Origin of the sequence: Mycobacterium sp. NBC_00419 (assembly GCF_036023875.1) — a bacterium.
In the GTDB taxonomy this organism is placed as follows: domain Bacteria; phylum Actinomycetota; class Actinomycetes; order Mycobacteriales; family Mycobacteriaceae; genus Mycobacterium.
On the sequence record NZ_CP107931.1, the window covers coordinates 3,534,875 to 3,555,358 of the forward strand.

General features: G+C 68.1%; 22 protein-coding genes. 18 read left to right on the forward strand and 4 right to left on the reverse strand.

What is annotated here, in order from left to right:
* The first annotated feature begins 82 nt into the window (after window positions 1-82).
* From OG976_RS16785 to OG976_RS16810, 6 genes are all read left to right on the forward strand, one after another.
* Window positions 83-1,372 (forward strand): ROK family protein, encoded by a 1,290-nt coding sequence (locus OG976_RS16785; RefSeq protein ID WP_328350897.1) that lies wholly within the window; start codon window positions 83-85, stop codon window positions 1,370-1,372.
* Window positions 1,373-1,437: 65 nt separating this feature from the next.
* Window positions 1,438-2,775, forward strand: coding sequence for a D-inositol-3-phosphate glycosyltransferase (mshA, locus tag OG976_RS16790; protein WP_328350900.1), 1,338 nt, complete (start codon window positions 1,438-1,440; stop codon window positions 2,773-2,775).
* On the forward strand, window positions 2,772-3,284 hold the full coding sequence (locus OG976_RS16795) for a YbjN domain-containing protein (protein ID WP_328350903.1): 513 nt from the start codon (window positions 2,772-2,774) through the stop codon (window positions 3,282-3,284). Before mshA ends, OG976_RS16795 begins: the two co-directional genes overlap by 4 nt.
* 69 nt (window positions 3,285-3,353) lie before the next feature.
* Window positions 3,354-4,109: a phosphoglyceromutase gene (locus OG976_RS16800; RefSeq protein WP_328350906.1), complete on the forward strand. Its 756-nt coding sequence runs from the start codon at window positions 3,354-3,356 to the stop codon at window positions 4,107-4,109.
* Between the two features lie 130 nt (window positions 4,110-4,239).
* Window positions 4,240-5,442, forward strand: a complete 1,203-nt coding sequence (locus tag OG976_RS16805; protein ID WP_328350909.1) for a sensor histidine kinase — start codon at window positions 4,240-4,242, stop codon at window positions 5,440-5,442.
* The gene (locus OG976_RS16810; RefSeq protein WP_328350912.1) at window positions 5,439-6,125 is read left to right on the forward strand and encodes a response regulator transcription factor; all 687 of its coding nucleotides are present in this window, start codon (window positions 5,439-5,441) and stop codon (window positions 6,123-6,125) included. Before OG976_RS16805 ends, OG976_RS16810 begins: the two co-directional genes overlap by 4 nt.
* Window positions 6,126-6,146: 21 nt before the next feature.
* Here the strand turns inward: OG976_RS16810 and OG976_RS16815 are convergent, their stop codons facing one another.
* Both OG976_RS16815 and OG976_RS16820 read right to left on the reverse strand, forming a co-directional pair.
* Window positions 6,147-7,532 carry a sugar transferase gene (locus OG976_RS16815; protein WP_328350915.1) on the reverse strand — a complete coding sequence of 462 codons (1,386 nt, stop codon included), beginning with the start codon at window positions 7,530-7,532 and terminating at the stop codon, window positions 6,147-6,149.
* A 390-nt stretch (window positions 7,533-7,922) separates the two neighbouring features.
* Window positions 7,923-8,699, reverse strand: coding sequence for a hypothetical protein (locus OG976_RS16820; RefSeq protein ID WP_328350918.1), 777 nt, complete (start codon window positions 8,697-8,699; stop codon window positions 7,923-7,925).
* 68 nt (window positions 8,700-8,767) lie between these two features.
* Between OG976_RS16820 and OG976_RS16825 the strand changes: the two genes are divergently transcribed.
* The 9 genes from OG976_RS16825 (at window position 8,768) to OG976_RS16865 (ending at window position 16,214) form a co-directional block, all read left to right on the forward strand.
* Window positions 8,768-9,784, forward strand: coding sequence for a Ppx/GppA phosphatase family protein (locus OG976_RS16825; RefSeq protein WP_328350921.1), 1,017 nt, complete (start codon window positions 8,768-8,770; stop codon window positions 9,782-9,784).
* Window positions 9,781-10,773 (forward strand): hypothetical protein, encoded by a 993-nt coding sequence (locus OG976_RS16830; protein WP_328350924.1) that lies wholly within the window; start codon window positions 9,781-9,783, stop codon window positions 10,771-10,773. The genes OG976_RS16825 and OG976_RS16830 overlap by 4 nt, the downstream gene beginning before the upstream one ends.
* A gap of 7 nt (window positions 10,774-10,780) precedes the next feature.
* Window positions 10,781-11,626, forward strand: a complete 846-nt coding sequence (locus tag OG976_RS16835) for a sugar phosphate isomerase/epimerase family protein (RefSeq protein WP_328350927.1) — start codon at window positions 10,781-10,783, stop codon at window positions 11,624-11,626.
* Between the two features lie 12 nt (window positions 11,627-11,638).
* Window positions 11,639-12,460 (forward strand): thioesterase family protein, encoded by an 822-nt coding sequence (locus tag OG976_RS16840; protein WP_328350930.1) that lies wholly within the window; start codon window positions 11,639-11,641, stop codon window positions 12,458-12,460.
* A 29-nt stretch (window positions 12,461-12,489) separates the two neighbouring features.
* Entirely contained in the window at window positions 12,490-13,353 is an 864-nt protein-coding gene (gene proC, locus OG976_RS16845; RefSeq protein WP_328350933.1) for a pyrroline-5-carboxylate reductase, read from the forward strand.
* Window positions 13,354-13,492: 139 nt separating this feature from the next.
* Entirely contained in the window at window positions 13,493-13,759 is a 267-nt protein-coding gene (locus OG976_RS16850) for a helix-turn-helix domain-containing protein (protein ID WP_167106680.1), read from the forward strand.
* Between the two features lie 114 nt (window positions 13,760-13,873).
* Window positions 13,874-13,975: a 30S ribosomal protein bS22 gene (locus tag OG976_RS16855; RefSeq protein ID WP_003402602.1), complete on the forward strand. Its 102-nt coding sequence runs from the start codon at window positions 13,874-13,876 to the stop codon at window positions 13,973-13,975.
* A 70-nt stretch (window positions 13,976-14,045) separates the two neighbouring features.
* Window positions 14,046-15,119 (forward strand): SDR family oxidoreductase, encoded by a 1,074-nt coding sequence (locus tag OG976_RS16860; RefSeq protein ID WP_328350943.1) that lies wholly within the window; start codon window positions 14,046-14,048, stop codon window positions 15,117-15,119.
* A 30-nt stretch (window positions 15,120-15,149) separates the two neighbouring features.
* Window positions 15,150-16,214: a lysophospholipid acyltransferase family protein gene (locus OG976_RS16865; protein ID WP_328350945.1), complete on the forward strand. Its 1,065-nt coding sequence runs from the start codon at window positions 15,150-15,152 to the stop codon at window positions 16,212-16,214.
* Between the two features lies 1 nt (window position 16,215).
* Here the strand turns inward: OG976_RS16865 and OG976_RS16870 are convergent, their stop codons facing one another.
* Window positions 16,216-16,713: an FAS1-like dehydratase domain-containing protein gene (locus tag OG976_RS16870; RefSeq protein WP_328350947.1), complete on the reverse strand. Its 498-nt coding sequence runs from the start codon at window positions 16,711-16,713 to the stop codon at window positions 16,216-16,218.
* 46 nt (window positions 16,714-16,759) lie between these two features.
* Complete coding sequence (locus OG976_RS16875; protein ID WP_328350950.1) at window positions 16,760-17,707, reverse strand: HAD family hydrolase; 948 nt, start codon at window positions 17,705-17,707, stop codon at window positions 16,760-16,762.
* Between the two features lie 31 nt (window positions 17,708-17,738).
* On the opposite strand from OG976_RS16875, the gene OG976_RS16880 reads away from it, so the two are divergent.
* From OG976_RS16880 to hemC, 3 genes are all read left to right on the forward strand, one after another.
* Window positions 17,739-17,999, forward strand: a complete 261-nt coding sequence (locus OG976_RS16880) for a glutaredoxin family protein (protein ID WP_328350953.1) — start codon at window positions 17,739-17,741, stop codon at window positions 17,997-17,999.
* A 106-nt stretch (window positions 18,000-18,105) separates the two neighbouring features.
* Complete coding sequence (locus tag OG976_RS16885; RefSeq protein ID WP_328350956.1) at window positions 18,106-19,503, forward strand: glutamyl-tRNA reductase; 1,398 nt, start codon at window positions 18,106-18,108, stop codon at window positions 19,501-19,503.
* Between the two features lie 5 nt (window positions 19,504-19,508).
* Window positions 19,509-20,480 carry a hydroxymethylbilane synthase gene (gene hemC, locus OG976_RS16890; protein ID WP_328350959.1) on the forward strand — a complete coding sequence of 324 codons (972 nt, stop codon included), beginning with the start codon at window positions 19,509-19,511 and terminating at the stop codon, window positions 20,478-20,480.
* Window positions 20,481-20,484 lie beyond the last annotated feature (4 nt).

The window sequence follows — 20,484 nt, forward strand, 5'->3', positions numbered from 1 at the left end:
GACCGGACACTTCTTCTTCGTCCCGATCAAGTCGCCAGGCGTGGCACAGGACCCGCCCCCCAGACTCGAGAAGGACACCCCAGTGCGCACCACAACTCTCCCCTCCCATAGCCCCGTCCGCACCGCTGCCGCACGGCCGCATCCGCTGCGGACCCGCCACCACATCATCGCCCCGTCGCTGCGGATCCCCGAAGCGGCCACGGCAGCGGTATTCGCCGCCGTCCGCCAGCGCGGCGCCATCGCCCGCGACGTCATCGCCCAGGTCACCAAGCTCTCGATCGCCACGGTCAACCGCCAGGTCACCGCACTGCTGGATGCCGGGGTCCTGCGTGAACGCGCCGACCTCGCCGTCTCCGGTGCGATCGGCCGGCCGCGGGTGCCCGTCGAGGTCAACCACGAGCCGTTCCTGACCCTGGGCATCCACATCGGCGCACGCACCACCAGCATTGTGGCCACCGACCTGTTCGGCCGCACCCTCGACGCCGTCGAAACGCCCACCCCGCGTGGCGGCCAGGCCCAGGCCCTGGCTTCGCTGGCCGGCAGCGCCCGGCGCTACCTGAGCCGCTGGCATCGCCGTCGTCCGCTGTGGGTGGGCGTGGCCATCGGCGGCGTGGTCGACAGCGTCACCGGCCATGTCGACCATCCGCGGCTCGGCTGGACTCAGGCCCCGGTCGGCCCGGTGCTGGCGGAGACGCTGGGCCTGCCGGTATCGGTGGCCTCGCACGTCGATGCGATGGCCGGTGCGGAACTGCTGCTCGGGATGCGCCGCGCACCGTCGCCGACAGCGAGCACGCTGTACGTATATGCCCGTGAGACAGTCGGTTTCGCTCTGGTGATCGGCGGACGGGTGCACAGCCCGGCCAGTGGCCCCGGCACCATCGCCGCGCTGCCGGTGCAATCGGACATCCTCGGCGGCACAGGTCAGCTGGAATCCACCGTCAGCGACGAAGCCGTTCTGGCCGCCGCCCGTAAGCGCGGACTCATCCCCGCCGCCGGGCCGAGTGCCACGATGTCGACGCTGTTGCGTACCGCGCGACAAGGCGACCAGCCCGAGACCACCGCAGCCCGTGAACTGCTGCAGGAGCGGGCCCGGGTGTTGGGCGGCGCGGTGGCGCTGCTGCGCGACATGCTCAACCCCGACGATGTGATCGTCGGCGGCCAGGCCTTCACTGAGTATCCCGAAGGGATGCAGCACGTGGAGGCCGCGTTCGCCGAGCGTTCGGTGCTGTCGGCCCGCGACATCCGGGTCACCGCGTTCGGCAACCGCGTGCAGGAGGCCGGTGCGGGCATCGTGTCGCTGGGCGGGCTCTACGCCGATCCGATCGGAGCGTTGCGGCGTTCGCAGAACCGTCGCCCCGACGTGTCGGCCTGAGGCTGCCGCCGGCACTGCCGGTGGCCTGAGCGGGTGCCGGCTGCGGCGGGTGTAAAGATGGAGGCGTGCGGCACGCCCGGGATCTGAGCGATGGCTCGGCCGATGTGCTGCCCCGCCGTGTGGCCGTGGTGTCGGTGCACACCTCACCGCTGGCCCAGCCGGGCACCGGTGACGCCGGCGGAATGAACGTCTACGTGCTGCAAACCGCGCTGCATATGGCCCGTCGCGGCGTCGAGGTGGAGATCTTCACCAGGGCCACGTCGTCGGCTGATCCGGCCGTGGTTCGGGTAGCGCCGGGGGTCCTGGTGCGCAACGTGGTCGCCGGCCCGTTCGAGGGTCTCGACAAGTACGACCTGCCCACCCAGTTGTGCGCGTTCACCGCGGGGGTGCTGCGCGCCGAGGCCAACCATGAGCCCGGCTACTACGACGTCGTGCACTCGCACTACTGGTTATCCGGTCAGGTCGGGTGGCTGGCCCGCGACCGGTGGGCGGTGCCGTTGGTGCACACCAGTCACACCTTGGCCGCGGTGAAGAACGCGGCACTGGCCGACGGCGACGCACCGGAGCCGCCGTTGCGCGCGGTGGGCGAGCAGCAGGTGGTCGACGAGGCCGACCGCCTGATCGTGAACACCGATGATGAAGCCCGCCAACTGGTTTCGTTGCACAACGCCGACCCGGACCGGATCGACATCGTCCACCCGGGGGTCGATCTGGAGACTTTCAGTCCGGGGGACAGGCGCGCCGCGCGCGCCGCGATCGGGCTGGCGCCGCACGAGAAGGTGGTCGCGTTCGTCGGCCGTATCCAACCGCTGAAAGCGCCGGACGTGTTGTTGCGGGCCGCCGCGCTGCTGCCCGATGTGCGGGTGCTCATCGCCGGCGGACCGTCGGGAAGCGGCCTGGCCGCCCCCGATGCGCTCGCCGGGCTGGCCGCCGAATTGGGTATCACCGAACGGGTGACGTTCCTGCCGCCGCAATCACGCGAAAGCCTCGTCAACGTCTACCGCGCCGCCGATCTCGTGGCGGTGCCCAGCTATTCGGAGTCGTTCGGGTTGGTCGCCGTCGAAGCGCAGGCCTGCGGCACGCCGGTGGTGGCCGCGTCGGTCGGCGGCTTGCCGGTGGCGGTGGCCGACGGGGTCAGCGGCAGCCTGGTGCCCGGCCATGATCCCGATCAGTGGGCCGCCGCCATCAACGCGCTGCTGCGCCGCGACCCCGCAGAGCTGAGCCGCGGCGCCGTCGAACACGCGCGAAAGTTCTCCTGGGACAACACCGTTGATGGCTTGCTGGCCAGCTACGGCCGGGCGATCACCGACTATGCCAGCACGCACCGGCACAGCGCCGCCCGCGACCTGCTGGCCCGGCGCAACGGGCGCCGGTGGACGATGCGCAGAGGAGTGCGGGCGTGAGACAGGCCACCGCCCAGCAGATCATCGAGAAGACGCTGATCGACAACGACCTGACGTACACCCGGTTCGAGGGTTCCCACGGCGGGCTGCCCGGCCTGATCGTGGAGCTGCCCGGGGAGCGCAAGCTCAAGACCAACACCCTGCTGAGCATCGGCGAGCACTCGGTACGTGTCGAGGCCTTCGTCTGCCGCCAGCCCGACGAGAACCACCAGGGTGTCTACCGCTTCCTGCTCAAGCGCAATCGCCGGCTCTACGGTGTGGCCTACACGCTGGACAACATCGGTGACATCTACCTGATCGGTCGGATCGCCCTGGAGGCCGTCACCCCTGACGAGATCGACCGGGTGCTCGGGCAGGTACTCGAAGCGGTCGACACCGACTTCAACACGCTGCTGGAACTGGGCTTCAAGTCGTCCATCCAGAAGGAGTGGGCGTGGCGGGTGGCCCGGGGCGAGTCGTTGACGAACCTGCAAGCCTTCGAGCATCTGATTTCCGAAGACGACGACTGATCTCTGCGGCTGGGCGCCGGAGTCGATGACGATCGCGACGGCTGAAGCAGGCCGTGAGAGACTTTTGTCATGGCTTCAGATCCTGCGGCGACCCTGATCCTGCTCCGGCACGGCGAGAGCGAATGGAATGCGCTCAACCTGTTCACCGGCTGGGTGGACGTCGACCTGACCGACAAGGGCCGCGCCGAGGCGGTGCGTGGCGGTACGTTGCTGGCCGAACAGGGCGTGCTGCCCGATGTCCTGTACACCTCGTTGCTGCGACGCGCGATCACGACCGCGCACCTGGCGCTGGATGCCGCGGACCGGCTGTGGATTCCGGTGCAGCGCGACTGGCGGCTCAACGAGCGCCACTACGGCGCGTTGCAGGGCCTGGACAAGGCCGAAACCAAGGAGAAGTACGGCGACGAGCAGTTCATGCTGTGGCGCCGCAGCTACGACACCCCGCCGCCGCCCATCGAGAAGGGCAGCAAGTACAGCCAGGACGCCGACCCGCGCTACGCCGATATCGGCGGCGGCCCGCTGACCGAATGCCTGGCAGACGTGGTCGCCCGGTTCGTGCCCTACTTCGAAGACACCGTCGTGCCGGACCTGCGGGCGGGCAAGACGGTGCTGATCGTCGCGCACGGCAATTCGCTGCGGGCGTTGGTGAAGTACCTCGACGGCATGTCCGAGGACGACGTCGTGGGCCTGAACATCCCGACCGGGATTCCGCTGCGGTACGACCTGGACGCCGACCTCAAGCCCCTGGTGGCCGGCGGCACCTACCTCGATCCCGAGGCCGCCGCGGCCGGTGCGGCCGCAGTCGCCAACCAGGGCGCAAAGTAGCCCTCCACCGCGGCCCGTTCGGCGAACACGGGGTGAACAGCGATGAAATACATCGGCCGGGGTGTGTGACGTATCCCGAATTGGCCGCACGCTGCTGGGATGACGTTCACCGAATGCGTACGATTTTCGTGTGAGTGTTGTTTCGGTGGCACTACTGGTCACCGTCGCGGCGCTAGGTGCGCTCGCGCTTGGTCTCGGTATCGGGGCCGGACTCACCCCACGCATCCTCGAGCGCAGACAGCGCCGGGCGATCACCGAAGCCGGCATCACCGTCTCCCAGATGTTGCAGCATGTGGTGGCGCTGGCCCCGATCGGCATGGTCGTCGTCGACAGCATGCGCGACGTGGTGTTCATCAACGACCGAGCGGTGGAGCTGGGTCTGGTGCGTGACCGGTTGCTCGACGAGCGGGCCTGGAAGGCCGCCCAGCACACACTGTCCACCGGCGAGGACGTCGAGGTCGACCTGTCGCCCCCGCGGCGGGCCCCTGCGGGCCGATCCGGTCTGTCGGTGCGCGGCCACGTGCGGTTGCTCAGCGAGCAGGATCCGCGCTTCGCCGTGGTCTACCTCGACGACCAGTCCGAGCAGGCCCGTATGGAGGCCAGCAGGCGCGACTTCGTCGCCAATGTCAGCCACGAACTCAAGACCCCGGTCGCCGCGATGGGCGTGCTGGCCGAGGCTCTGCTGGAATCCACCGACGACCCCGACACTGTGCACCGCTTCGGCGAGAAGATCCTCACCGAGTCCCAGCGGCTGGCCAGTATGGTCGGTGAGCTGATCGAGCTGTCCCGGCTGCAGGGCGCCGAGCCGCTGCCAGAACTCGAGGTGGTCGACGTCGATAGTGTTGTCAGCGAAGCGATTTCGCGGCACAAGGTGGCCGCTGACACCGCCGACATCATGGTGACCACCGATGCCCCGAGCGGTTTGCAGGTGCTCGGCGACCAGGGCCTGTTGGCCACCGCGCTGGCCAACCTGATCTCCAATGCGATCGCGTACTCCCCGGATGGGTCCCGGGTGTCGATCTCGCGGCGCCGTCGTGGCGAAAACGTCGAGATCGCTGTCACCGACCGCGGGATCGGCATCGCCCGCGCCGATCAGGAGCGCGTCTTCGAACGGTTCTTCCGCGCCGACAAGGCCCGCTCGCGCGCTACCGGCGGCACGGGATTGGGGCTGGCCATCGTCAAGCACGTGGCGGCCAACCACAACGGCACCATCCGGCTGTGGAGCCAGCCCGGCACCGGTTCGACCTTCACCCTGTCCATTCCCGCCTACACCGACAACGACGACGAGCCGACCAACCTGACGGCCCGTGACGAGGAGAAAGAAATCCAATGACCAATGTTTTGATCGTCGAGGACGAGGAGTCGCTGGCCGACCCGCTGGCGTTCCTGCTCCGCAAAGAGGGTTTCGAGGCCACCGTCGTGGGTGACGGGCCGTCTGCGCTGGCCGAATTCGACCGGGCTGGCGCCGACATCGTGCTGCTGGATCTGATGCTGCCCGGTATGACCGGCACCGACGTCTGTAAGCAGCTGCGCGCCCGATCCAGCGTGCCGGTGATCATGGTGACCGCCCGCGACAGTGAGATCGACAAGGTGGTGGGGCTCGAACTCGGCGCCGACGACTACGTCACCAAGCCGTACTCGGCGCGCGAGCTGATCGCCCGCATCCGCGCGGTGCTGCGTCGCGGAACCGAGGCTGACGACTCCACCCTCGGCGATGCCATCCTGGAGGCCGGCCCGGTGCGGATGGACGTCGAACGGCACGTCGTCACCGTCAACGGCGATCCGATTACGTTGCCGCTCAAGGAGTTCGATCTCCTCGAGTACCTGATGCGCAACAGCGGCCGGGTGCTGACCCGCGGCCAGTTGATCGACCGGGTGTGGGGCGCCGACTACGTCGGCGACACCAAGACCCTCGACGTGCACGTCAAGCGGCTGCGATCGAAGATCGAGGCCGACCCCGCCAACCCGGTGCATCTGGTCACCGTGCGCGGCCTGGGCTACAAGCTGGAGGGCTGAGCCCGGGCTGGGCGACCAGCCTCAGTAGGCGCCGTCGCTGTACAGCACGGCGCGCACCGTCTTGGCGATGATCACCAGGTCCTGCCACAGTGACCAGTTCTCGACGTAGGTGAGGTCCAGGCGCACCGCGTCCTCGATCTGGAGGTTGGACCGTCCGCTGACCTGCCACAGGCCGGTCAGGCCCGGCTTGACTGCCAGCCGGCGGCGCACCAGGTCGTCGTAGGAGTCGACCTCGCGGCGCACCTGCGGCCGCGGACCCACCACGCTCATCTCACCGCGCAGCACGTTGAGGAACTGAGGCAGTTCGTCGATGCTGAACTTGCGCAGGAACCTGCCCACCGGCGTGACGCGCGGGTCGTTCTTGACCTTCCAGAACAGCGGGTTGCTCTCGGTGGCCGCGATCATGGCGGCCGCGCGGGCGTCCGAGCCGTCGAACATGCTGCGGAACTTGAACATCTTGAACGTGGTGCCGTTGAGGCCGATGCGTTCGGAGACGTAGAAGACCGGGCCAGGGCTCGACAGCCGCACCGCCAGTGCCGCGGCCAGGAACACCGGCGACATGACGAGCAGCACCACCGCGGTGAATGCGATGTCGAACGCCCGCTTGGCCTGCGAGTTGGCCCGGTTGTACTGCGGCTTGGTGACCTCGAGCATCGCCATGCCCGCCACCGGGCGGCTGCGCAGCCGCTGCTCGGCGACATCGACCAGACCGGGGGCGACGATGAGGTCGACGCCCAGTGAGTCCAGTTCCCAGATCAGGCGGCGGATCTCGGTGTGGCGCAGGTGCTCGGTCGCGGCCAGCGCCACCGTTCCGACGCCGGTCCTGCGGACCGCGTCGACGACGGCCTCGTCCATCCCGACGACCGGGATGGCGGTGCTTCCGACGGTGACGGTGTCGGCGTCGTCGAGGGGGCCGGTCGGGGTGCAGATACCGACCACCTGGTAGCCGGCCTCAGGATCCTTGGCGAAGGTGGTGGCGATCTCGGCGGCCACCTTCGGTGTACCGACCACGAGCACCGAGGTGAGGTCCTCGCCACGCATCCGGCGACGCGAGGTCTTGCGGCGCCAGTAGCGCCTGCTGAACATCAGGCCCACCACGCCGAGTGGCAGGGCGATGGCGAGGTAGCCGCGGGACAGTTCGATGTGCAGCAACATCGAGATGATGGCCACGAGCCCGAACAGCTGGAAGGTGGCCAGCGCGATGATCGCGTATTCCTCGCTGCCGTGGCCGACGACCCGGGGCGACCGGCTGCCGACGAGGCTCAGGAACGTCATCCACAGCATGGCAAGCACCACGGAGACGACGGTGTAGCCCAACTCGGGCGAGCCCGGCCAGGGGAAGCCGAGGTCAGGCGGCTGGCTGGCGAAGCGCAGTTGCCCGGCCGCGACGGCCAGGCAAATGATCACACAATCGCTGAGCAACAGCTTGCGCGCGTAGAAGCGATGCCGGATCTCGCGATCTGAGCGAATTATCCCGGATGTCAGCGGCAGTGAATCGTCGCCAAAATCATGCTCAGTTTTGTAGCTACGGCGAATCTTGGATTGCAGCAAAACCCGCTTGCTATTGGGCGAACTGATGATTTCGGAGGTCAAAGCTAACAACCAAGTCTCTTAGGGGGACATCGGCACCGTCCCCCCGAATGGCGCGCTAGCTAAGAACACTAGGTGCGTAGCGGAAAAGCGGCAACTAGCCGGATTGTGATGTACCTCACAAAGAAAATTTTCGCTAGTGCAAACACAGCAAAGTCACAGTGGAGCGTTACGGAATGCGGATCGAGATGATCCTGCAGGTGGGGGCTACTGCGCAGCGCGCGTGGCGGGGTGCACCGCGATCAGCGGGAAACCACTGCGCCGTTTGCACATCGCCGCCAGTTCGGCGTAGGCCTTTTCGCCCAGTAACTCGGTCAACTCGGGGGCGTAGGACTGCCACACCTGCTTCTCGCCGACGTGCGCGGCGGGGTCACCAGTGCAGTACCAGTGCAGGTCCGCGCCACCCTCACCCCAGCCGCGCCGGTCGTACTCGGTGATGGTGGTCCGCAGGATTTCGGTGCCGTCAGGCCTGGTGACCCACTCCTGGCTCCGACGAATCGGCAGCTGCCAGCACACCTCGGGCTTCATCGTCAGCGGCTCGACCCCCAGCTTGAGGGCCTTGGTGTGCAGCGAGCAGCCGACACCGGCGCCGAAGCCGGGCCGGTTGAGGAAGATGCAGGCGCCCTTGTACTTGCGGGTGCGCAGGTTGGGCTTGTCGTCGTATTCGTCCATCTCGAGGTAGCCCTTGCGGCCGAGCCCCTTGTCGCGGAACTGCCAGTCGGCGTCGGTGAGCTGCTTGACGGCGTCGTCGAGCTTGGCGATGTCGTCGTCGTCGGACAGGAAGGCCCCATGGGAGCAGCAGCCGTCGTCCGGGCGGCCTTCGACGGTGCCCTTGCACGCCGGCGTGCCGAACACGCAGGTCCAGTGCGAGAGCAGCCAGGTCAGATCCGCTGCGATCACGTGCTCGGGATTGTCCGGGTCGAAGAACTCCACCCATTCGCGGGGGAAGTCCAGTTCAACCTCGCCAGGGTGCCCATGCGTCACAGTGGTAACGGTAGACGAAATCTCTGCGCCCCGAATCTTGGGCGGGCCACTACAGATAGGTTGGTCACGTGCGACTCGGGGTGCTCGACGTGGGCAGCAATACGGTTCATCTGTTGGTGGTCGACGCCCATCGGGGCGGTCATCCCACCCCGATGAGTTCGACGAAGGCGGCGCTACGTCTGGCCGAGGCCATCGACGACTCCGGCAAGCTCACCCGCCGCGGTGCCGACAAGCTCGTTGACACCGTCGACGAATTCGCCAAGATCGCGGCGAGTTCGGGGTGCGCGGACCTGATGGCATTCGCCACCTCGGCGGTGCGCGACGCCAAGAACTCCGAAGACGTGCTGGCCCGGGTGCTGGCCGAGACCGGGGTCAACCTGCAGGTGCTCTCGGGCACCAACGAATCGCGGCTGACCTTCTTGGCGGTGCGCCGGTGGTACGGCTGGAGTGCGGGCCGGATCATCAACCTCGACATCGGCGGCGGCTCGCTGGAGTTGTCCAACGGTGTCGACGAGGCGCCCGAGGTCGCGATGTCGCTGCCGTTGGGTGCCGGCCGGCTCACCCGCGAGTGGATTCCGGACGATCCGCCGGGGCGGCGGCGGGTGGCGATGCTGCGCGACTGGCTGGACAACGAACTCGCCGAGTCCGCCGCGGCGGTCCTGGCGGCGGGGGAGCCCGACCTGGCTGTGGCGACCTCCAAGACGTTCCGGTCGCTGGCCCGGCTCACCGGAGCCGCGCCGTCGGGAGCCGGTCCGAGGGTGAAGCGCACGCTCACCGCCAACGGCCTGAGGCAACTCATATCTTTCATCTCTAGGATGACCACGGCTGACCGGGCCGAGCTGGAAGGAGTCAGCGCCGAGCGTGCGCCGCAGATCGTTGCGGGTGCGCTGGTGGCGGAGGCGAGTATGCGAGCACTGTCGTTGGAGTACGTCGACATCTGTCCGTGGGCGCTGCGTGAGGGCATCATCCTGCGGCGACTCGACAGCGAAGCCGATGGAACCGCCCTGGTGGAAACATCGGTGGGGGATGCTAAAAGCAAGAACTTTGATCGGCCGACTCCCGCCCGATCGAGAGGCACACGATGACTGCAGATGAAACGCCGAGCCGGCCCATCTCGGTGGCCGAGCTGCTGGCCAAGAACGGCACGATCGGTTCACCGCCGGTCGGTGGCCGGCGCCGGCGGCGGCGTGGCAACAGCGACGCGGTGACCGTCGCCGAACTCACTGGCGAGATCCCCATCATTCGCACCGGCGAATTTCCCGTCATCCGCGTCGACGACGATGACGACGACGCCGAGGACACCGCGCAGGAACCGGCAGCCGAGGAACCCGAAGAGTCCACCGGCCCCGAGCCGGTCAGCGCGCCGGCCGCCACGAATGGCTCGGCGACCGCGACCGTCGTCGCTCCGGAGTCCGCACCGGCCGACCCGCCACGCCCGTTCGAGGCACCCCCGCAGCGGTCCGAGGCGCCCACCCCCCGCCGTGAGCGTGGGCCCGAGCGCAGCCACGACCCGCGTCCGCTGCGCCGGCCGGCCGCCGAACCGGTCGCGGCCGACTCCGATGCCGAGCAGATGGCTTTCGATCCGGTCGACGAGTCGGCTGCCCTGGCCGTGACCGCCGAGGAACACGAGGACAGCGCCGCCGAACTGCAGTCCTACCTGCGGTCCTCCGGCGGCACGCTGTTCGGCGGCCAGACCGTCGCCGACGACCTGGCCCGCCGTGGCGTGGCCCAGGACGATGAGCACGACGGTGCCGCGGTCGCCACCGATGTGGCGGTCGAGGAGGACCAGGCCCTGCCCCGGGAGGGCAGGCTCGCCGCGCTGTGGCGGGCGCTGATCGTGGTGGGCCAGTCGTTCCTTGCCGTGGCGTTCGGCGCCGGGCTGTTCATCGCATTCGACCAGCTGTGGCGGTGGAACAACATCGTCGCGCTGGTGCTGTCGGTGCTGGTCATCCTCGGCCTGGTGGTGGCCGTGAGGGTGGTCCGCAAGACCGAGGACATCGCCAGCACACTGATCGCGGTCGCGGTCGGTGCGCTGGTCACGCTCGGGCCGCTGGCCCTCCTTCAGTCGACCTGATTCGGCAGTGCGCCCAGCCATCAAGGTCGGTCTCTCGACGGCCTCGGTCTATCCGCTGAGGACCGAGGCCGCATTCGAGTACGCCGCCGAGTTGGGCTACGACGGGGTCGAGCTCATGGTGTGGGCCGAGACCGTCAGCCAGGACGTCGGGGCGATCGCGAAGCTGTCCCGTCGCTACAACATGCCGGTGCTGTCGGTGCACGCGCCGTGTCTGCTGATCTCCCAACGGGTTTGGGGCGCCAACCCGATCCCGAAACTCACCCGCAGTGTCCAGGCGGCCGAGCGCCTCGGTGCACAGACCGTCGTGGTGCACCCCCCGTTTCGCTGGCAGCGGCGTTACGCCGACGGGTTCAGCGATCAGGTCGCCGAACTCGAGACCCGCAGCGACGTCATGGTCGCGGTGGAGAACATGTTCCCGTTCCGCGCCGACCGGTTCTTCGGTTCGGGCCAGCCCTCCATCGAGCGGATGCGCAAACGCGGTGGACGTCCCGGGGTGGGTGTCTCGGCGTTCGCGCCGTCCTACGACCCCCTGGACGGTAACCACGCGCACTACACGCTCGACCTGTCGCACACGGCGACCGCAGGCACCGACGCGCTCGACATGGCCAGCAGGATGGGTGCGGGCCTGGTTCACCTTCATCTGTGTGACGGCAGCGGTGCGTCCACCGACGAGCACCTGGTGCCCGGGCACGGCAGCCAGCCCACCGTCGAGGTGTGCCAGATGCTGGCGGGCAGTGACTTCGCCGGACACGTCGTGCTGGAGGTGACCACGTCCGGCGCGCGTACCAAGGCCGAGCGGGAGGCGTTGCTGAGCGAGTCGCTACAGTTCGCTCGAACACACCTGTTGCGCTGAGAGAGAGCATTCATGATCCCCCGGTTCGGTGACGTGATGGCGTTGCGTCCACTCGATGACGGCCGCGTCGGCTTCGCGGGAAACCTCAACGAGCACTGGACAATTGGACCCAAGATCCACGGCGGCGTGATGTTGGCGCTGTGCGCCAAGGCGGCCCGCGAAGCCTATGGGGACGGCGGCGGCACCGGCGCCCCGTTCGAACCCGTCGCGGTGTCGGCAGATTTCCTGTCCGCACCCGATCCCGGTGCGGTCGAGCTGATCACCACGGTGCGCAAGCGCGGCCGTCGGATCGGTCTGGTCGACGTCGAACTCAGCCAGGGGGACCGCGTATGCGTGCGGACCGTGGTCACCCTCGGGGAGCCCGAACACCTCGCCGAGCCGCTGTTGTCGGCCAACCCGGTGACCCCACTGATGGACCCCGAGCCGCCGCCCGGCGTCGAGCCGATCGGGCCGGGCCACCCTGCGGCCGACATCAACCACCTGGCCCGCGGCTGTGACATCCGTCCCGACCAGACCCCGACCTTCACCGACGCCGGTGCACCGGTCTTCAAGATCTGGGTGCGGCCCAAGGACGGGCCCGTCGACGTGCTGTTCGCCCTCATGTGCGGCGACATCTCGCTGCCCGTCTCGTTCGTGGTGCAGCGCCGCGGCTGGGCGCCCACCGTGCAGTTGACCGCCTATCTGCGTGGCATGCCGGCCGACGGGTGGTTGCGGGTGGTGTGCACGGCGGCCCAGATCGGCCAGGACTGGTTTGACGAGGACCACACAGTGGTCGACAGCACCGGGCGCATCATCGTGCAGACGCGCCAACTGGCCCTCGTGCCGACTCAGTAACGAGCCGCTCAGGCCGCTAGGGTCTGCCCATGGCCAGAATCGCGATCATCGGCGGCGGCAGTATGGGCGAGGCCCTCCTTGCGGGGCTGCTTCGGGCGGGGCGCCAAGTCAAGGACCTCGTCATTGCCGAGCGGATGCCCGAGCGCTCCGGCTATCTGGCGGAGAAGTACTCGGTACGGGTCGCCTCGGTCACCGAAGCGGTGGAGACGGCGGCCTTCGTCATCGTCGCCGTCAAGCCTGCCGACGCCGAATCCGTGGTCGAGCAGATCGCCGACGCCGCCGCCCGGGCCGAGAGCAACAGCGTCGAGCAGGTCCTGGTCTCGGTGGTGGCCGGGGTGACGATCGGCTTCTACGAGTCCCGGCTGCCCGCCGGAAGCCCGGTGATCCGGGTGATGCCCAACGCGCCGGCTCTGGTCGGTGCGGGCGTCAGCGCGCTGGCAAGGGGCCGCTTCGCCACGGCTGAACACCTCGCCGAGGTCTCCTCGCTGTTCGAGTGCGTCGGCAGCGTCTTGACGGTGCCGGAGAGCCAGCTGGACGCGGTCACCGCGGTGTCCGGTTCGGGGCCCGCGTACTTCTTCCATTTCGTCGAGGCTCTGGTCGATGCAGCGGTCGCCAACGGCCTCAGCCGGGCCGTCGCGACCGATCTGGCGGTCCAGACGATGGCCGGATCGGCGGCAATGCTGCTCGAACGCATCGAGGACGAGCGCTCGGCCGGTGGTGACGCGGGCCTGGATACCACCCCCGCCAGGCTGCGCGCCATGGTCACGTCCCCCGGTGGCACCACTGCCGCTGGCCTGCGGGAACTCGAGCGCGGTGGGGTGCGGGCCGCGGTGCTGGCTGCCATCGATGGCGCAAAAACACGCTCTGAGCAGCTAGGAATTACATCAGAGTAGTTCAAGAAATTTCAGACTGATTGACCCACACCCGTCGCAGTAACCCCATTGGCCACGCTATTCTCCTCGTGTATGCACGGGTGGGTGCCAGCGGTGGGGAAGCCGCTGGAACTGACTGTGCCTGACGGATTGGGTTGCGATGACGTCTATGAACGGGCCATCGGCGCGGGACGCGGCTGGCGGAAAATCGGCGCGGGATGCCGGTGGCGCTGACGCGCAGCCAGTCGCTCGAGCTCAATTTCTCACCGTCGCTGAAGTGGCTTCGCTCATGCGGGTCAGCAAGATGACGGTCTACCGGCTCGTGCACAACGGAGAGCTGCCCGCCGTCCGGGTCGGCCGCTCGTTCCGGGTGCACGCCAAGGCCGTCCACGACCTGCTGGAGACGTCGTACTTCGACGCTGGTTAACTCCGGGCCAGCGAGGCCGTTTTCCGTTCCTCCCACCTGCTTAGGTAAGGTGACCGGGACGAGAGACGAGCCCGCGCTGTCGCGGGCACTGCGAGGACTTAGGTAGCGAATTTCATGGGTTCAGTCATTAAGAAGCGGCGTAAGCGCATGTCGAAGAAGAAGCACCGCAAGCTGCTGCGTCGTACCCGGGTTCAGCGCAGAAAATTGGGCAAGTAGTCGCCTGCCGGGCACACCGCCCGGCTCGCCGCGCCCTGCCGGGCCGGGATCGGCCCGATAGGGTGGGTAGATGGAATCCGGCGGCACCGACACGGAGTTACCGCATTACCCCAAGGTTGTGCTGGTCACAGGTGCCTGCCGTTTTCTCGGTGGCTATCTGACTGCGCGTTTGGTGCAGAACCCGATGATCAACAAGGTCATCGCCGTCGACGCCATCGCCCCCAGTAAGGACCTACTTCGCCGGATGGGCCGCGCCGAATTCGTGCGTGCTGACATCAGGAACCCCTTCATCGCCAAGGTGATTCGAAATGGGGACGTCGACACCGTGGTGCATGCCGCCGCGGCGTCGTATGCGCCCCGTTCCGGCGGCCGCGCCACGTTGAAGGAAATCAACGTGATGGGCGCCATGCAGCTGTTCGCGGCCTGCCAGAAGGCGCCGTCGGTGCGGCGGGTGATCCTCAAGTCCACCTCCGAGGTCTACGGTTCGCATCCGCATGACCCGGTGGTCTACACCGAGGACAGCAGCAGCCGTCGGCCCCCGGGTGAAGGCTTCGCCCGCGACAGCATCGACATCGAGGGCTATGCCCGCGGTCTGGGCCGGCGTCGGCCCGACATCGCCGTGACGATCCTGCGGCTGGCCAACATGATCGGCCCCGCGATGGACACCGCGCTCTCGCGTTACCTGGCCGGCCCGCTGGTGCCGACCGTGCTCGGCCACGATGCCCGGCTGCAGCTGTTGCACGAACAGGACGCGCTCGGCGCCCTGGAGCGGGCCACGACTGCGGGCAAGCCGGGCACGTTCAACGTCGGGGCCGACGGGATCATCATGATGTCGCAGGCGATCCGGCGTTCTGGGCGCATCGCGCTTCCGGTGCCCAGCGTGGGGGTGTGGGCGATGGATTCGTTGCGACGGGCCACCAGGAACTCCGAACTCAACCGCGACCAGATGGAGTGGCTGAGTTACGGCCGGGTCATGGACACCACCCGAATGCGCGCCGAGTTGGGTTTTGCTCCGAAGTGGACGACGATGGAGGCATTCGACGACTACGTGCGCGGCCGAGGTTTGACACCGATCATCGACCCGAAATGGGTACGCTCGGTGGAGACCCGCGCGGTCGCCGTTGCGCAGCGATGGGGTGGCTGAGCGTTCGATGGTGGGGAGGAGGTAGCTGCGGTGGCTGGTGAATCAAAAGCGAAAGTGATTCCGCTGCACTCGAATTCGACTCGTGCAGCGGCTGCACGTCGCGCCTCGCAGCGCGCCGATGCGGCCCGCCGGCATCCCTCTCTGCTGTCCGATTCGGGCACCAGGGCGTCGGCAGACGACATCGCCGCCGTCGTCCGCGAGATCGACGCGCGTCGCGGCGCCGCCGGGATTGGCCGCGCCGAGGGCGAACCCAACGAACTCGCGCAACGTATTTCCGCGGTCGCAGATTTTCTCCGTAAGCGACTTTCCGGGGACTACACGGTCGACGAGTTCGGCTTCGACCCGCAGTTCAACAAGGCACTCGTTATGCCTTTGCTGCGGTTCTTTTTCGAGAATTGGTTCCGGGTCGAGGTCAGCGGGATCGAGAATTTGCCCGACGACGGTGCGGGTCTGCTCGTGGCCAACCACGCCGGCACGTTGCCGTTCGACGGTCTGATGCTGTCGGTGGCCGTGCACGATCACCATCCCGCGCATCGCGACCTTCGGCTGCTTGCCGCCGACATGGTCTTCGACATGCCGGGGCTCGGGCCGATCGCCCGCAAGGCGGGCCACACCATGGCGTGCACCATCGACGCGAATCGGCTGCTGGCCGGTGGCGAACTGACGGCGGTGTTCCCCGAGGGCTACAAGGGGCTGGGCAAGCAGTTCCGGGACCGCTACAAGTTGCAGCGTTTCGGCCGTGGGGGTTTCGTCTCGGCCGCACTGCGCACCGGGGCGCCGATCATCCCGTGCTCGATCGTCGGCTCGGAGGAGATCTATCCGATGCTGACTGACGTCAAGCTGCTGGCGCGGGTCCTCGGACTGCCGTACTTCCCGATCACGCCGCTGTTCCCGCTGGCCGGGCCCGCCGGGCTCATTCCGCTTCCGTCCAAGTGGCACATCGAATTTGGCACACCGATCGAGACCGCCGACTACGACGAATCCGCGGCTGACGATCCGATGGTTACCTTCGAACTCACCGATCAGGTGCGCGAGACCATCCAGCAGACGCTGTATCAGTTGCTGGCTCAGCGCCGCAACATGTTCCTGGGCTGAGTCAGCCGCGCATCGCCGCAGCGGCGATGGCCGCGATCTGGGCGTTGTCTTCCTCGCCGTTGGCTTCGCCGATCATGGTGACAATCGTCGTCATCACCGGCCTGCCCTCTTCGTCGGTGACTTCGCTGCGCAATTCGCTGATGACGGTCCCATGCGATTCGACCACCGAATCCAGCCAGGAGTCGAAGAACAATTTGTCGCCGGCGACGATCGGGCGGTGGTATTTGATCTTCTGGTCGCGGTGAATAACGCGGGCCAGGTTGATGCCGACGTCGAAGTTGCGGAAGATCTCCAGCTGCACCTGACGTCCCGCGATCGCGATGAAGGTCAGCGGCGCCACCAGGTCGTGGTAGCCGGCCGCCGTGGCGGCCTCCTCGCTGAAGTGCACCGGGTCGTCGGTCTGGATCGCCTTGGCGAACTCGCGAATCTTCTCGCGCCCGACCAGGTAGTAGTCCGGGTAGCGGAAGTGAGTGCCGATGATCTCGCTGGCTATGGACATGGGATTTGAGCCTAGCAGCGGCGAACGGCCACGCCAGACCTCTCCCTCAGTGCTCCTGCCGACGCGATACCGCCGCGGCCAGCGCCCCACCGATCGCGCCCAGGGCCAACGCCGACGGCACTCCGATGCGGGCCGCCTTGCGGGCGGTGCGGAAGTCGCGGATCTCCCAGCCGCGTTCACGGGCCAGCTCACGCAGATCGGCGTCGGGGTTGATTGCCACGGCGGTACCGACCAGCGACAGCATCGGTACGTCGTTGTAGCTGTCGGAGTAGGCGGTACAGCGTTTGAGGTTGAGCCCCTCGCGGATGGCCAGCTGACGCACGGCGTGGGCTTTCCCCAGCCCGTGCAGGATGTCGCCGACCAGCCGGCCGGTGAACACCCCGTCCTGGGACTCCGCGACGGTGCCCAGCGCCCCGGTGAAGCCCAGCCGGCGGGCGATGGTGGCCGCCAGCTCGTAGGGCGTCGCGGTGACGAGCCACACCTGCTGGCCCGCGTCCAGGTGCATCTGGGCCAGCGCGCGGGTGCCCGCCCAGATCTTGTCGGCGATGATCTCGTCGTAGATCTCCTCGCCGACGTCGACGAGTTCGGCGACCGACCGGCCTTCGATGAACGCCAGTGCCTTGCGCCGGCCCTCGGCCACGTCGTCGCTGTTCTCCCGGCCGGTCAGCTGGAACTTCGCCTGTGCGTAGACGAACTTCAGCATGTCGGCGTAGGTGAAGTACTTACGCGCTGCCAGGCCCCGGCCGAAGTGCACCAGCGAGGAGCCCTGCACCAGCGTGTTGTCGACGTCGAAGAAGGCCGCGGCGGTCAGATCGGCCGGCGGTGGACCGGGTTCGGGCGCGGGTTCGGGCGCCGGCTCGCGATGTGCGGCCATGCTGGCGTCGCGGGCCACCGCGCTGGCCTGCTCTGCCACCAGCTCGTCGGCCGCACGCTGCGCGCTTGCTCGGCCGGCTTCTAGACCCGCGAGCTCCTGGTCGTCGTCCCCGGAACCCATGGCACTAACCCTAACTGCGACACTCCTTGGGATGAGCCGCCGACATGTCGAACTGCTGACCCGCGCCGGGTGCAGCATCTGTGAGCGCGCGTACGCACGGCTGGCGGAGCTGGCCGCCGAACTCGGCTTCGAGTTGTCCAGCGTCGACGTGGACGCCGCCGCGGCCGCCGGGGACAGCGCTCTGCGCGCTGAGTTCGGCGACCGGCTGCCGGTCGTTCTGCTCGACGGCAGGGAGCACAGTTACTGGGAGGTCGACGAGGCGCGGCTGCGAGCCGATTTGGCCGGCGGATGAACAGCCCGACAATTTGGTCAGCCGCATGCGCACCGATTACCGTGGAAGTAAGTTTCACTAACCGACATTGGCGTGACAGCAAGGGAGCGGGCCAGGTGATCGTGCCGTGAGCGTCCTGCTCTTCGGGGTGTCGCATCGAAGCGCTCCGGTCTCCGTGCTCGAACAGCTGTCGACCGACGAGTCCGACCAGGTCAAGATCATCGACCAGGTGCTGCAGTCCCCGCTGGTGACCGAGGCCATGGTGCTGTCGACCTGCAACCGGGTCGAGGTCTACGCGGTGGTCGACGCCTTCCACGGCGGACTGTCGGCCATCGGCCAGGTGCTCGCGGAGCATTCCGGCATGTCGATGGGTGACCTCACCAAGTACGCCTACGTCCGCTACAGCGAGGCCGCCGTCGAGCATCTCTTCGCGGTGACGAGCGGACTGGACAGCGCGGTGATCGGCGAGCAGCAGGTGCTCGGCCAGGTCCGCCGCGCCTACGCCAGCGCCGAAGCCAACCGCACGGTCGGTCGTGTCCTGCACGACCTGGCCCAGCGCGCCCTGTCGGTGGGCAAGCGGGTGCACAACGAAACTGCGATCGACGCCGCGGGCGCGAGCGTGGTGTCGGTGGCCCTGGACATCGCGGGTCGGCGGCTGGCCGGAGCCGCCGGGTCGGCGACATCAGAGAGCGGATTGGCCGGCCGTACTGCGGCCGTGGTCGGTGCCGGCTCGATGGGCGGACTGTCGGTCGCGCACCTGGTGCGGGCCGGGGTCACCCACATCCACGTCGTCAACCGCTCGCTGCCCCGCGCACAGCGGCTGGCCGAGAGCATCCGCGCGCAGGGTGTGGGAGCCGAGGCCCTGACGCTGGAGGATCTGCCGATCGCGCTGGCCGCCGTCGACGTCGTGGTCAGCTGCACCGGGGCGGTGCGGCCGGTCGTCTCGCTGGCCGACGTGCACCACGCGTTGGCCGCGGCGCAGCGCGACGAGGCCGCGGCGCCGCTGGTGCTGTGTGACCTGGGCATGCCCCGCGATGTCGATCCCGCGGTTGCCGGGCTGCCCGGCGTTTCCGTCATCGACATGGACCGGGTGCAGCGCGAGCCGTCGGCCCGGGCTGCGGCCGCCGACGCCGAGGCCGCCCGCCAGATCGTCGCCGGCGAGGTTGCTGCCTACCTGGCCGGCCAGCGGATGGCGGAGGTCACCCCGACCGTCACCGCACTTCGTCAGCGCGCCGCCGACGTCGTGGAGTCCGAGCTGCTGCGGCTGGAGAACCGGCTTCCCGGCCTGGACGACACCCAGCGCGACGAGGTCGCCCGCACCGTCCGCCGGGTCGTCGACAAGCTGCTGCACGCCCCGACCGTGCGGGTCAAGCAGCTGGCCAGCGCCCCCGGCGGCGACACCTACGCCGAAGCGCTGCGCGAGCTTTTCGAACTCGATCCGCAGGCCGTGGATGCCGTGGCCGCCGGTGAACTGCCCTTGATCACACCGGAATTCGATTCCGGTCTGCCCGAACACACCGAGTAGTGCGCTTGGCCGGCAGCGACGACACGGTCATCAGGATCGGCACCCGGGGCAGCCTGCTGGCGACCACCCAGGCCGGAACCATCAGAGACGAGCTCATCGGGCGCGGACGTCGCGCCGAGCTGGTGATCATCAGCACCGAAGGCGACCGCTCGCACCAGCCGGTCGCCGAGATCGGTGTGGGGGTGTTCACCGCCGCACTGCGTGAGGCGATCGCCGACGGCCGCGTCGACATGGCCGTGCACTCGTACAAGGATTTGCCGACGGCCCCGGACGCCCGCTTCATCATCGCCGCGATTCCGCGCCGCGAGGACCCGCGCGACGCCTTGGTCGCCCGCGACGGCATGGTTTTGGGGGAGTTGCCCACCGGCTCGGTGATCGGCACATCGTCCGTGCGCAGGGCCGCGCAGCTTAAAGCACTGGGTCTCGGTTTGGAAATCCGCCCCCTAAGAGGCAACCTAGATACCAGGTTGAACAGGGTAAGCAGCGGTGATCTCGACGCCATCGTGGTAGCCCGGGCGGGGCTGGCCCGCATCGGACGACTGGGTGATGTCACCGAGACGCTGGAGCCGGTGCAGATGTTGCCAGCACCAGCTCAAGGTGCGCTTGCGGTCGAGTGCCGCGCGGGCGATACCGGGCTTGTGGCGCTGTTGGCGGAGTTGGATGACCCCGACACCCGCGCCGCAGTCACCGCAGAGCGAACCCTGCTCGCCAAACTGGAGGCCGGGTGTTCGGCACCCGTGGGCGCGATCGCAGAGGTGGTCGAGTCCATTGATGACGACGGCCGGATCTTCGAGGAGCTGTCGCTACGCGCCTGCGTGGCGGCGGCAGACGGATCCGACGTGATCCGTGCGTCCGGAATCGGAACGCCCGGCCGGTCCGCAGAGCTTGGGCTCTCGGTCGCCGCGGAGTTGTTCGAGCTCGGTGCGCGCGAAGTCATGTCGAACGAACTCCGCGATGGAGCGGTGGAGCGGGAGTGAAGCG

Excerpts from the sequence above, each read along its gene's own strand:
- OG976_RS16810 (WP_328350912.1), top strand. The coding sequence starts at position 5,439 with ATGACCAATGTTTTGATCGTCGAGGACGAGGAGTCGCTGGCCGACCCG.
- OG976_RS16880 (WP_328350953.1), top strand. The coding sequence starts at position 17,739 with ATGAGCCGCCGACATGTCGAACTGCTGACCCGCGCCGGGTGCAGCATC.
- OG976_RS16850 (WP_167106680.1), top strand. The coding sequence starts at position 13,493 with ATGACGTCTATGAACGGGCCATCGGCGCGGGACGCGGCTGGCGGAAAA.
- OG976_RS16830 (WP_328350924.1), top strand. The coding sequence starts at position 9,781 with ATGACTGCAGATGAAACGCCGAGCCGGCCCATCTCGGTGGCCGAGCTG.
- OG976_RS16860 (WP_328350943.1), top strand. The coding sequence starts at position 14,046 with ATGGAATCCGGCGGCACCGACACGGAGTTACCGCATTACCCCAAGGTT.
- proC (WP_328350933.1), top strand. The coding sequence starts at position 12,490 with ATGGCCAGAATCGCGATCATCGGCGGCGGCAGTATGGGCGAGGCCCTC.
- OG976_RS16870 (WP_328350947.1), bottom strand. The coding sequence starts at position 16,713 with ATGTCCATAGCCAGCGAGATCATCGGCACTCACTTCCGCTACCCGGAC.
- OG976_RS16800 (WP_328350906.1), top strand. The coding sequence starts at position 3,354 with ATGGCTTCAGATCCTGCGGCGACCCTGATCCTGCTCCGGCACGGCGAG.
- OG976_RS16875 (WP_328350950.1), bottom strand. The coding sequence starts at position 17,707 with ATGGGTTCCGGGGACGACGACCAGGAGCTCGCGGGTCTAGAAGCCGGC.
- OG976_RS16855 (WP_003402602.1), top strand. The coding sequence starts at position 13,874 with ATGGGTTCAGTCATTAAGAAGCGGCGTAAGCGCATGTCGAAGAAGAAG.
- OG976_RS16840 (WP_328350930.1), top strand. The coding sequence starts at position 11,639 with ATGATCCCCCGGTTCGGTGACGTGATGGCGTTGCGTCCACTCGATGAC.